The organism is Pseudomonas sp. GD04158, from assembly GCF_029834875.1.
Classification (GTDB): Bacteria; Pseudomonadota; Gammaproteobacteria; order Pseudomonadales; family Pseudomonadaceae; genus Aquipseudomonas; species Aquipseudomonas hydrolytica.
Genome location: NZ_JAODYT010000030.1, coordinates 17,606 through 26,766, shown reverse-complemented (window position 1 = coordinate 26,766; position 9,161 = coordinate 17,606). Strand labels below are relative to the sequence as shown.

Annotated in this window: 19 protein-coding genes; all 19 read left to right on the top strand. The window is 58.0% G+C overall.

What is annotated here, in order from left to right; all coding sequences use genetic code 11:
• Positions 1 to 8: 8 nt before the first annotated feature.
• The gene (rplP, locus tag N7333_RS13315; RefSeq protein ID WP_003243901.1) at positions 9 to 422 is read left to right on the top strand and encodes a 50S ribosomal protein L16; all 414 of its coding nucleotides are present in this window, start codon (positions 9 to 11) and stop codon (positions 420 to 422) included.
• Entirely contained in the window at positions 422 to 613 is a 192-nt protein-coding gene (rpmC, locus tag N7333_RS13310) for a 50S ribosomal protein L29 (RefSeq protein WP_003243902.1), read from the top strand. The genes rplP and rpmC overlap by 1 nt, the downstream gene beginning before the upstream one ends.
• Before the next feature lie 2 nt (positions 614 to 615).
• The gene (gene rpsQ / locus N7333_RS13305) at positions 616 to 882 is read left to right on the top strand and encodes a 30S ribosomal protein S17 (protein ID WP_003243904.1); all 267 of its coding nucleotides are present in this window, start codon (positions 616 to 618) and stop codon (positions 880 to 882) included.
• A 23-nt stretch (positions 883 to 905) separates the two neighbouring features.
• On the top strand, positions 906 to 1,274 hold the full coding sequence (gene rplN / locus N7333_RS13300) for a 50S ribosomal protein L14 (RefSeq protein ID WP_003243907.1): 369 nt from the start codon (positions 906 to 908) through the stop codon (positions 1,272 to 1,274).
• Between the two features lie 11 nt (positions 1,275 to 1,285).
• Entirely contained in the window at positions 1,286 to 1,600 is a 315-nt protein-coding gene (rplX, locus tag N7333_RS13295) for a 50S ribosomal protein L24 (RefSeq protein WP_003243909.1), read from the top strand.
• 19 nt (positions 1,601 to 1,619) lie between these two features.
• Positions 1,620 to 2,159, top strand: a complete 540-nt coding sequence (gene rplE / locus N7333_RS13290) for a 50S ribosomal protein L5 (RefSeq protein WP_003243911.1) — start codon at positions 1,620 to 1,622, stop codon at positions 2,157 to 2,159.
• A gap of 14 nt (positions 2,160 to 2,173) precedes the next feature.
• Entirely contained in the window at positions 2,174 to 2,479 is a 306-nt protein-coding gene (rpsN, locus tag N7333_RS13285; protein ID WP_003243912.1) for a 30S ribosomal protein S14, read from the top strand.
• A 192-nt stretch (positions 2,480 to 2,671) separates the two neighbouring features.
• Positions 2,672 to 3,064, top strand: a complete 393-nt coding sequence (gene rpsH / locus N7333_RS13280; RefSeq protein WP_003243915.1) for a 30S ribosomal protein S8 — start codon at positions 2,672 to 2,674, stop codon at positions 3,062 to 3,064.
• A gap of 12 nt (positions 3,065 to 3,076) precedes the next feature.
• A complete protein-coding gene (gene rplF / locus N7333_RS13275) occupies positions 3,077 to 3,610 on the top strand; it encodes a 50S ribosomal protein L6 (RefSeq protein ID WP_003243917.1) in 534 nt (177 codons plus the stop codon).
• A gap of 11 nt (positions 3,611 to 3,621) precedes the next feature.
• Positions 3,622 to 3,972 carry a 50S ribosomal protein L18 gene (gene rplR, locus N7333_RS13270; RefSeq protein ID WP_003243919.1) on the top strand — a complete coding sequence of 117 codons (351 nt, stop codon included), beginning with the start codon at positions 3,622 to 3,624 and terminating at the stop codon, positions 3,970 to 3,972.
• Positions 3,973 to 3,975: 3 nt separating this feature from the next.
• Entirely contained in the window at positions 3,976 to 4,476 is a 501-nt protein-coding gene (rpsE, locus tag N7333_RS13265; protein ID WP_003243920.1) for a 30S ribosomal protein S5, read from the top strand.
• Positions 4,477 to 4,478: 2 nt separating this feature from the next.
• Positions 4,479 to 4,658: a 50S ribosomal protein L30 gene (gene rpmD / locus N7333_RS13260; protein WP_003243922.1), complete on the top strand. Its 180-nt coding sequence runs from the start codon at positions 4,479 to 4,481 to the stop codon at positions 4,656 to 4,658.
• Between the two features lie 2 nt (positions 4,659 to 4,660).
• Positions 4,661 to 5,092: a 50S ribosomal protein L15 gene (gene rplO / locus N7333_RS13255; RefSeq protein ID WP_003243924.1), complete on the top strand. Its 432-nt coding sequence runs from the start codon at positions 4,661 to 4,663 to the stop codon at positions 5,090 to 5,092.
• Positions 5,093 to 6,421 (top strand): preprotein translocase subunit SecY, encoded by a 1,329-nt coding sequence (secY, locus tag N7333_RS13250; protein WP_003243925.1) that lies wholly within the window; start codon positions 5,093 to 5,095, stop codon positions 6,419 to 6,421.
• Between the two features lie 28 nt (positions 6,422 to 6,449).
• Positions 6,450 to 6,566, top strand: a complete 117-nt coding sequence (gene rpmJ / locus N7333_RS13245) for a 50S ribosomal protein L36 (RefSeq protein WP_002555468.1) — start codon at positions 6,450 to 6,452, stop codon at positions 6,564 to 6,566.
• Positions 6,567 to 6,699: 133 nt separating this feature from the next.
• Complete coding sequence (gene rpsM, locus N7333_RS13240) at positions 6,700 to 7,056, top strand: 30S ribosomal protein S13 (protein ID WP_012019780.1); 357 nt, start codon at positions 6,700 to 6,702, stop codon at positions 7,054 to 7,056.
• A gap of 30 nt (positions 7,057 to 7,086) precedes the next feature.
• The gene (rpsK, locus tag N7333_RS13235) at positions 7,087 to 7,476 is read left to right on the top strand and encodes a 30S ribosomal protein S11 (RefSeq protein WP_003243933.1); all 390 of its coding nucleotides are present in this window, start codon (positions 7,087 to 7,089) and stop codon (positions 7,474 to 7,476) included.
• A gap of 17 nt (positions 7,477 to 7,493) precedes the next feature.
• Positions 7,494 to 8,114, top strand: coding sequence for a 30S ribosomal protein S4 (gene rpsD / locus N7333_RS13230; protein ID WP_003243935.1), 621 nt, complete (start codon positions 7,494 to 7,496; stop codon positions 8,112 to 8,114).
• A gap of 22 nt (positions 8,115 to 8,136) precedes the next feature.
• On the top strand, positions 8,137 to 9,138 hold the full coding sequence (rpoA, locus tag N7333_RS13225) for a DNA-directed RNA polymerase subunit alpha (RefSeq protein WP_003243938.1): 1,002 nt from the start codon (positions 8,137 to 8,139) through the stop codon (positions 9,136 to 9,138).
• Positions 9,139 to 9,161: the final 23 nt, after the last annotated feature.

The window sequence follows — 9,161 nt, the reverse complement described above, 5'->3', positions numbered from 1 at the left end:
TACGCATCATGTTGCAACCAAAGCGTACGAAGTTCCGCAAGCAGATGACCGGCCACAACCGTGGTCTGGCTCAGCGCGGTAGCAAGGTCAGCTTCGGCGAGTTCGCGCTGAAGTCTGTCGCCCGCGGTCGTCTCACCGCTCGTCAGATCGAGTCCGCTCGTCGTGCTCTGACCCGTCACGTTAAGCGTGGCGGCAAGATCTGGATCCGCGTCTTCCCGGACAAGCCGGTTACCAAGAAGCCTCTCGAAGTGCGTATGGGTAAAGGTAAGGGTGGCGTTGAATACTGGGTAGCCCAGATCCAGCCAGGCAAGGTCCTGTACGAGATCGAAGGCGTATCCGAAGAGCTGGCGCGCGAGGCATTTGCCCTGGCTGCTGCAAAGCTGCCGCTCGCCACCACCTTTGTTAAGCGGACGGTGATGTGATGAAAGCGACCGAACTTCGTGAAAAAAGCGCACAACAGCTGAACGAGCAACTGCTCGAGCTGCTGCGCGACCAGTTCAATCTGCGTATGCAGAAGGCGACTGGCCAGCTGGGGCAGTCTCACCTGCTCTCGCAAGTGAAGCGCGACATCGCTCGCGTCAAGACTGTCCTCAGCCAGCAGGCAGGTAAGTGATCATGGCCGAAGTTGAAAAAACAGTCCGTACGCTGACCGGCCGTGTTGTCAGCGACAAGATGGACAAGACCATCACCGTTCTGATCGAGCGTCGCGTCAAGCACCCGATCTACGGTAAATACGTCAAGCGTTCGACCAAGCTGCACGCTCACGACGAAAGCAACCAGTGCAAGATCGGCGACAAGGTTTCCATTCGCGAAACCCGCCCGCAGTCCAAGACCAAGTCCTGGGCTCTGGTTGAAGTCGTTGAACGCGCCGTCGAAGTCTAAGAGCTAAGGGTCGGAGAAATTTTATGATTCAGACTCAATCCATGCTCGATGTGGCTGACAACAGCGGTGCACGTCGTGTTATGTGCATCAAGGTGCTGGGCGGCTCGCATCGTCGCTACGCCGGCATCGGCGACATCATCAAGGTCACCGTCAAGGAAGCAATTCCGCGCGGCAAAGTGAAGAAAGGTCAGGTCATGACCGCAGTGGTCGTTCGTACCCGTCACGGCGTTCGCCGTGCCGATGGCTCGATCATTCGCTTCGACGGCAACGCTGCTGTTCTGCTGAACAACAAGCAAGAGCCGATCGGTACCCGTATCTTCGGGCCGGTGACCCGTGAACTGCGTTCCGAGAAGTTCATGAAGATCGTCTCGCTCGCCCCTGAAGTGCTTTAAGGAGATCCGACATGCAAAAGATTCGTCGTGACGACGAGATCATCGTGATCGCCGGCAAAGACAAAGGTAAGCGCGGTAAGGTGCTCAAGGTTCTCGCTGACGACCGTCTGGTCGTCGGTGGCATCAACCTGGTGAAGCGTCATACCAAGCCGAACCCGATGTCGGGCGTTCAAGGCGGTATCGTCGAGAAAGAAGCGCCGCTGCACGCTTCCAACGTTGCCATCTTCAACTCTGAAACCAACAAGGCTGATCGCGTTGGCTTCAAGATCGAAGACGGCAAGAAAATTCGTGTCTTCAAGTCCACCCAGAAGCCGGTTGGCGCTTGAGAATCCGTAGGTAAATACCATGGCACGACTGAAAGAGATTTACCGGAAGGAAATCGCGCCCAAGCTGAAGGAAGAACTGAAGCTGGCCAACGTGATGGAAGTTCCGCGCATCACCAAGATCACCCTGAACATGGGCCTGGGCGAAGCGATCGGTGACAAGAAAGTCATCGAGAACGCTGTTGCCGACCTCGAGAAGATCACCGGTCAGAAAGTCGTGGTGACTCATGCCCGCAAGTCGATCGCAGGTTTCAAGGTTCGTGAAGGTTGGCCGATTGGCGTCAAGGTCACTCTGCGTCGCGAGCGTATGTACGAGTTCCTGGATCGTCTGCTGTCCATCTCCCTGCCGCGCGTGCGTGACTTCCGCGGCCTGAATGCCAAGTCCTTCGATGGCCGTGGCAACTACAGCATGGGCGTGAAAGAGCAGATCATCTTCCCGGAAATCGATTACGACAAGATCGATGCGCTGCGTGGTCTGGACATCACCCTGACTACCACTGCCCGTAACGATGATGAAGGCCGCGCTCTGCTGCGTGCTTTCAACTTCCCGTTCCGCAACTGATCGGAGTCTGGACAATGGCCAAGACAAGCATGAAAAACCGCGAGCTGAAGCGTCAGCAAACGGTTGCCAAGTACGCCAAGAAGCGTGCCGAGCTGAAAGCGATCATCGCCAACCCGAACTCCACTCCGGAAGCTCGTTGGGAAGCTCAGGTCGCTCTGCAGAAGCAGCCGCGTGACGCCAGCGCCTCGCGCCTGCGTAACCGTTGCCGCATCACCGGCCGTCCGCACGGCGTTTACCGCAAGTTCGGTCTGTCGCGTAACAAACTGCGCGAAGCCGCCATGCGTGGTGACGTACCGGGCCTGGTGAAAGCCAGCTGGTAAGTAGCAGTAAAAAAGCGAAGCCGGCCTAGTGCCGGCTTTGTCTTTATATGAACAAGCCCCTTTTGGGGCTTGCTTCATTTTTGATCGGTCTCTAGAATGTCCGGCTCTCCTGAGCCTGGTATTTCCATGCCGAGCTTTTGGATGATCCCACAGCCCTCGGGCTGTTCTTTTTGTATCAGGAGCGTCTAGCCCATGAGTATGCAGGACCCGTTAGCGGACATGCTAACTCGTATCCGTAATGCCCAGATGGCTGAAAAGTCCGTCGTAAGCATGCCGTCTTCCACTCTGAAGGTGGCTGTAGCCAAGGTTCTGAAGGACGAAGGTTACATTGCGGGTTATGAAGTCAATGGCGAAGCCAAGCCGCAGCTGTCCATCGAGCTGAAGTACTTCGAAGGCCGTCCGGTCATCGAGGAAGTCAAGCGCGTGAGCCGTCCCGGCCTTCGTCAATACAAATCCGTCGATGACCTGCCGAAGGTACGCGGCGGTCTCGGTGTTTCCATCGTCTCCACCAACAAAGGTGTGATGACGGATCGCGCTGCGCGCGCTGCCGGTGTCGGCGGCGAAGTGCTCTGCACCGTGTTCTAAGGGGGGATAAGCATGTCTCGCGTTGCTAAGAACCCCGTTGTGCTGCCTGCCGGTGTCGAGGTCAAACTCGCCGGTCAGCAGCTTTCGGTCAAGGGTGCCAAGGGCGCTCTGGAACTGAACGTTCACTCTTCCGTAGAAGTGATCCAGGAAGGCTCCGAACTGCGTTTCGCCGCTCGTAACGGCGATCAGCAGAACAAGGCCATGGCCGGCACCACTCGTGCTCTGGTCAACAACATGGTCATCGGCGTCAGCCAAGGCTTCGAGCGCAAGCTGCAACTGGTCGGCGTAGGCTACAAGGCCCAGGCCAAAGGTCAGGTGCTGAACCTCGCGCTGGGCTTCTCTCACCCGATCGACTACGAACTGCCGGCAGGCGTCGTGGCTGAAACCCCTAACCAGACCGAGATCCTGATCAAGGGTATCGACAAGCAACTGGTGGGTCAGGTGGCTGCGGAGATCCGTGACTTCCGTCGTCCTGAGCCTTACAAGGGCAAAGGCGTTCGTTACGCGGATGAAGTCGTCCGTCGTAAAGAAGCCAAGAAGAAGTAAGGGGCTGAGATATGACCGACAAAAAAGTTACTCGTCTGCGTCGCGCTCGCAAAGCACGCCTGAAAATGCACGAGCTCGAAGCCGTGCGTCTGTGCGTGTATCGCTCTTCGCAACACATCTACGCCCAGGTCATTTCGGCCGACGGCAGCAAGGTTCTGGCCAGCGCCTCGACCTTGGACAAAGCACTGCGTGATGGCGCCACTGGCAACGTCGACGCCGCCAAGAAAGTAGGTCAGCTGGTTGCCGAGCGCGCGAAAGCCGCTGGTGTGACTCAGGTTGCATTCGACCGTTCTGGCTTCAAGTACCACGGTCGCGTCAAGGCGCTGGCCGATGCTGCTCGTGAAGGCGGGCTGGAGTTCTAAGTTATGGCAAATAACGACCAAAAGCGCGACGAAGGCTATATCGAGAAGCTGGTCCAGGTTAACCGCGTTGCCAAGACCGTAAAGGGTGGCCGTATCTTCACCTTCACCGCGCTGACCGTGGTGGGTGATGGCAAGGGCCGCGTCGGTTTCGGCCGTGGCAAGTCCCGCGAAGTACCGGCTGCCATCCAGAAGGCGATGGAAGCTGCGCGTCGCAACATGATCCAGGTGGATCTGAACGGCACCACTCTGCAGTACCCGATCAAGTCCGCTCATGGCGCCTCCAAGGTGTACATGCAGCCGGCTTCCGAAGGTACCGGTATCATCGCCGGCGGCGCCATGCGTGCCGTTCTGGAAGTGGCTGGTGTACAGAACGTTCTGGCCAAGTGCTACGGCTCGACCAACCCGGTGAACGTGGTTCATGCCACCTTCAAGGGTCTGAAGACCATGCAGTCTCCGGAATCCGTTGCAGCCAAGCGTGGCAAGAGCGTCGAGGAGATTCTCTAACCATGGCTAATACCGTCAAAGTGACTCTGATCAAGAGCACCAATGGCCGTCTGGCCAATCACAAAGCTTGCGTCAAGGGCCTGGGCCTGCGTCGCATCGGTCACACCGTAGAGGTTCTGGATACTCCGGAAAACCGCGGCATGATCAACAAGGCTTACTACCTGCTGAAGGTGGAGGGTTAATCATGCAACTGAACGATCTGCGTTCCGCGCCGGGTGCCCGTCGCGAGAAGCACCGTCCGGGCCGTGGCATCGGCAGCGGTCTGGGTAAGACCGGTGGCCGTGGCCACAAAGGTCAGACCTCCCGCTCCGGTGGTTCCATCGCTCCGGGCTTCGAGGGTGGTCAGCAGCCGCTGCACCGCCGTCTGCCGAAGTTCGGCTTCGTCTCCCTGAAGGCTATGGATCGCGCTGAAGTGCGTACCTCCGAGCTGAACAAGCTGGAAGGCGTTGTCACTCTGCAGGCTCTGAAGGATGCCAATCTGGTTGGCCAACACGTACAGCGCGTGAAAGTGATGCTGTCCGGTGAGGTTACCCGTGCGGTCACCCTGAAAGGCATCGCTGCCACCAAAGGTGCGCGTGCGGCTATCGAAGCAGCTGGCGGTAAGTTCGAGGACTAAATGGCTAAGCAAGGTGCTCTCTCAGCGCTGGCAGGTGGCGGGTTGTCCGAACTCTGGGCTCGTTTGCGCTTCCTGTTCATGGCGATCATCGTCTACCGGATAGGTGCGCACATCCCGGTTCCTGGCATCAACCCAGACCGACTGGCGGATCTGTTCCGGCAGAATGAGGGGACCATTCTTAGCTTGTTCAACATGTTTTCCGGCGGCGCGCTGGAGCGGATGAGCATCTTTGCACTGGGGATCATGCCGTACATCTCGGCATCGATCATCATGCAGCTGATGACCGCCGTCAGCCCGCAGCTGGAGCAGTTGAAGAAGGAAGGTGAAGCTGGCCGTCGCAAGATCAGCCAGTACACCCGCTACGGCACTCTCGTCCTGGCGTTCGTTCAGGCCATCGGTATGTCCGTTGGTCTGGCCAGTCAGGGCGTGGCGTTCTCGGTCGATTTCGGCTTCCATTTCGTGGCGATCACCACTTTCGTGGCGGGCGCGATGTTCATGATGTGGCTGGGCGAGCAGATCACCGAGCGCGGTGTCGGCAACGGTATCTCGATGCTGATCTTTGCAGGCATCGTGGCCGGTCTGCCGTCGGCGATCGGGCAGTCTTTCGAGTCTGCTCGTCAGGGCGATATCAACATCTTCGCTCTGATCGCCATCGGCCTGCTGGCAGTAGCGATCATCGGTTTCGTGGTGTTCATCGAGCGTGGTCAGCGTCGCATTGCGGTGCACTACGCCAAGCGTCAGCAGGGCCGCAAGGTCTTCGCTGCGCAGACCAGCCACCTGCCGTTGAAGGTGAACATGGCGGGCGTAATCCCGGCCATTTTCGCCAGCAGCCTTCTGCTGTTCCCGGCCTCGCTGGGTGCCTGGTTCGGTCAGTCCGAGGGTTTGGGCTGGCTGCAGGACATTTCGCAGGCTATCGCTCCTGGTCAGCCGTTGAACATTCTGCTGTTTAGTGCAGGGATCATTTTCTTCTGCTTCTTCTACACGGCACTGATGTTCAACCCGAAAGACGTGGCGGAAAACCTGAAGAAGTCCGGTGCCTTTATTCCGGGCATTCGTCCGGGCGAGCAGTCGGCGCGCTATATCGATGGCGTTCTGACCCGCTTGACCATGTTCGGTGCTCTGTACATGACGGCCGTGTGCCTGCTGCCCCAGTTCCTGGTGGTTGCGGCCAACGTTCCGTTCTACCTTGGCGGGACCTCGTTGCTGATCGTGGTTGTGGTTGTCATGGACTTCATGTCCCAAGTGCAATCGCACCTCGTGTCTCACCAGTACGATTCCCTGATGAAGAAAGCCAACCTGAAGGGCTATGGCAGCGGCATGCTCCGCTGATCCACCCGTAAGGTTCGAGGAGTTGGTAATGAAAGTTCGTGCATCGGTGAAAAAGCTGTGCCGTAACTGCAAAATTATCCGTCGCGAAGGTGTCGTGCGGGTGATCTGCAGCGCAGAGCCGCGTCACAAGCAGCGCCAAGGCTGAGTGTGAACCACGCGTGATAAGCCCGGCAGCTAGTGCGCTGCCGGGTTGATTATTTGTTTTTACAGCGTTAATATCTCGCGCCCTATTTCTTGGCTTCCGGGGCGTAGGTAGCTGTCAATTGGAGTTCCACTGAATGGCCCGTATTGCAGGCGTTAACATTCCGGATAACAAGCACACTGTTATCTCGCTGACCTACATCTATGGTGTTGGTCGCACCACTGCACAGAAAATCTGTGCCGCTACCGGCGTAAACCCGGCTGCGAAAATCAAGGATCTGACTGACGAGCAGATCGAACAGCTGCGTGGCGAAGTAGCCAAGGTGAATACCGAAGGCGACCTGCGTCGTGAAGTGAATATGAAGATCAAGCGCTTGATGGATCTGGGTTGCTACCGCGGCCTGCGTCATCGTAAAGGTCTGCCGGTTCGCGGTCAGCGTACCAAGACCAACGCTCGCACCCGCAAGGGCCCGCGTAAGCCGATCCGCAAGTAATCGCATTCGCGAATCGACAGGAATTTAGTCATGGCAAAACCTGCTGCTCGTACTCGTAAGAAAGTCAAAAAGACGGTGGTTGATGGCATCGCCCACATCCACGCGTCTTTCAACAACACCATCGTGACCATCACCGACCGTCAGGGCAACGCCCTGTCCTGGGCTACCTCGGGTGGTTCGGGTTTCCGCGGCTCGCGTAAGTCCACTCCGTTCGCTGCCCAGATCGCCGCCGAGCGCGCTGGTCAGGCCGCTCTGGAGTATGGCCTGAAGAACCTCGACGTGAACGTCAAGGGCCCGGGTCCAGGTCGCGAATCTGCCGTGCGTGCTCTGAACGCCTGCGGCTACAAAATCGCCAGCATCACCGACGTGACGCCGATCCCGCACAACGGGTGCCGTCCGCCGAAGAAGCGTCGCGTGTAAACAGGAGACAGTGAGAAATGGCTCGTTACATTGGTCCCAAGTGCAAACTGTCTCGCCGTGAAGGCACCGATCTCTTCCTGAAGAGCGGTGTTCGCGCGCTTGAATCTAAGTGCAACATCGAAGCAGCTCCCGGTATTCACGGTCAGCGTCGCGGTCGCCAGTCCGACTACGGCACCCAGCTGCGTGAGAAGCAGAAAGTGCGTCGTATCTACGGCGTTCTGGAGCGTCAGTTCAGCGGTTACTACAAGCAAGCTGCCAGCCAGAAGGGCGCCACCGGCGAAAACCTGCTGCAACTGCTGGAGTGCCGTCTGGATAACGTGGTTTACCGTATGGGCTTTGGTGCTACCCGTGCCGAATCCCGTCAGCTGGTTTCGCACAAAGCAATCAGCGTCAACGGTCAGACCGTAAACGTACCGTCCTACCAGGTTAAAGCTGGCGACGTCGTTGCTGTTCGCGAGAAATCGAAGAACCAGCTGCGCATCGCTCAGGCTCTTGAGCTCTGCGCCCAGCGCGGCCGCGTTGAGTGGGTAGAAGTAGACGCCGAGAAGAAGTCTGGTGTGTTCAAGAACGTACCGGCTCGTGGCGATCTGTCCGCTGACATCAACGAGAGCCTGATTGTCGAGCTCTACTCCAAGTAAGGGCTAGAAAATAGGTGCATCCATGCAGATTTCGGTAAATGAGTTCCTGACCCCCCGTCACATCGATGTGCAGGAGGTCAGTCCGACCCGCGCCAAGATCACCCTCGAGCCTCTCGAGCGTGGTTTCGGCCATACCCTGGGCAACGCGCTGCGTCGCATCCTGTTGTCCTCCATGCCTGGCTGTGCAGTAGTCGAGGCCGAGATCGACGGCGTACTCCACGAGTACTCCGCGATCGAAGGTGTGCAGGAAGATGTAATCGAGATCCTGCTCAACCTGAAAGGTCTGGCTATCAAGCTGCACGGCCGTGACGAAGTGACCCTGACTCTGGCTAAGAAGGGCCCGGGCGTAGTTACCGCTGCCGATATTCAGCTGGATCACGATGTCGAAATCGTCAATGGCGACCACGTCATCGCCAACCTGGCCGCCAATGGCTCGCTGAACATGAAGCTCACCGTAGCTCGTGGTCGCGGCTATGAGCCGGCTGACGCGCGTCAGAGCGACGAAGATGAAAGCCGCAGCATTGGTCGCTTGCAGCTGGATGCTTCGTTCAGCCCTGTGCGTCGGGTTGCTTACGTGGTGGAAAACGCCCGTGTCGAGCAGCGCACCAACCTGGACAAACTGGTTATCGACCTGGAAACCAACGGTACCCTGGATCCTGAAGAGGCCATCCGTCGTGCCGCGACCATCCTGCAGCAGCAGCTGGCCGCGTTCGTCGACCTCAAGGGCGACAGCGAGCCGGTAGTGGTCGAGCAGGAAGACGAGATCGATCCGATCCTGCTGCGTCCTGTCGATGACCTGGAACTGACCGTACGTTCGGCCAACTGCCTCAAGGCAGAGAACATCTACTACATCGGCGACCTGATTCAGCGCACCGAAGTAGAGCTGCTCAAAACCCCGAACCTGGGCAAGAAATCCCTGACCGAAATCAAGGATGTTCTGGCTTCTCGCGGTCTGTCCCTCGGTATGCGCCTCGATAACTGGCCGCCGGCAAGTCTGAAGAAAGACGATAAGGCCACTGCCTGATCGTCATCATCACCGAACGAACA

Coding starts and splice junctions, on each gene's coding strand:
- rplP (WP_003243901.1), top strand. CDS start 9: ATGTTGCAACCAAAGCGTACGAAGTTCCGCAAGCAGATGACCGGCCAC.
- rpmC (WP_003243902.1), top strand. CDS start 422: ATGAAAGCGACCGAACTTCGTGAAAAAAGCGCACAACAGCTGAACGAG.
- rpsQ (WP_003243904.1), top strand. CDS start 616: ATGGCCGAAGTTGAAAAAACAGTCCGTACGCTGACCGGCCGTGTTGTC.
- rplN (WP_003243907.1), top strand. CDS start 906: ATGATTCAGACTCAATCCATGCTCGATGTGGCTGACAACAGCGGTGCA.
- rplX (WP_003243909.1), top strand. CDS start 1,286: ATGCAAAAGATTCGTCGTGACGACGAGATCATCGTGATCGCCGGCAAA.
- rplE (WP_003243911.1), top strand. CDS start 1,620: ATGGCACGACTGAAAGAGATTTACCGGAAGGAAATCGCGCCCAAGCTG.
- rpsN (WP_003243912.1), top strand. CDS start 2,174: ATGGCCAAGACAAGCATGAAAAACCGCGAGCTGAAGCGTCAGCAAACG.
- rpsH (WP_003243915.1), top strand. CDS start 2,672: ATGAGTATGCAGGACCCGTTAGCGGACATGCTAACTCGTATCCGTAAT.
- rplF (WP_003243917.1), top strand. CDS start 3,077: ATGTCTCGCGTTGCTAAGAACCCCGTTGTGCTGCCTGCCGGTGTCGAG.
- rplR (WP_003243919.1), top strand. CDS start 3,622: ATGACCGACAAAAAAGTTACTCGTCTGCGTCGCGCTCGCAAAGCACGC.
- rpsE (WP_003243920.1), top strand. CDS start 3,976: ATGGCAAATAACGACCAAAAGCGCGACGAAGGCTATATCGAGAAGCTG.
- rpmD (WP_003243922.1), top strand. CDS start 4,479: ATGGCTAATACCGTCAAAGTGACTCTGATCAAGAGCACCAATGGCCGT.
- rplO (WP_003243924.1), top strand. CDS start 4,661: ATGCAACTGAACGATCTGCGTTCCGCGCCGGGTGCCCGTCGCGAGAAG.
- secY (WP_003243925.1), top strand. CDS start 5,093: ATGGCTAAGCAAGGTGCTCTCTCAGCGCTGGCAGGTGGCGGGTTGTCC.
- rpmJ (WP_002555468.1), top strand. CDS start 6,450: ATGAAAGTTCGTGCATCGGTGAAAAAGCTGTGCCGTAACTGCAAAATT.
- rpsM (WP_012019780.1), top strand. CDS start 6,700: ATGGCCCGTATTGCAGGCGTTAACATTCCGGATAACAAGCACACTGTT.
- rpsK (WP_003243933.1), top strand. CDS start 7,087: ATGGCAAAACCTGCTGCTCGTACTCGTAAGAAAGTCAAAAAGACGGTG.
- rpsD (WP_003243935.1), top strand. CDS start 7,494: ATGGCTCGTTACATTGGTCCCAAGTGCAAACTGTCTCGCCGTGAAGGC.
- rpoA (WP_003243938.1), top strand. CDS start 8,137: ATGCAGATTTCGGTAAATGAGTTCCTGACCCCCCGTCACATCGATGTG.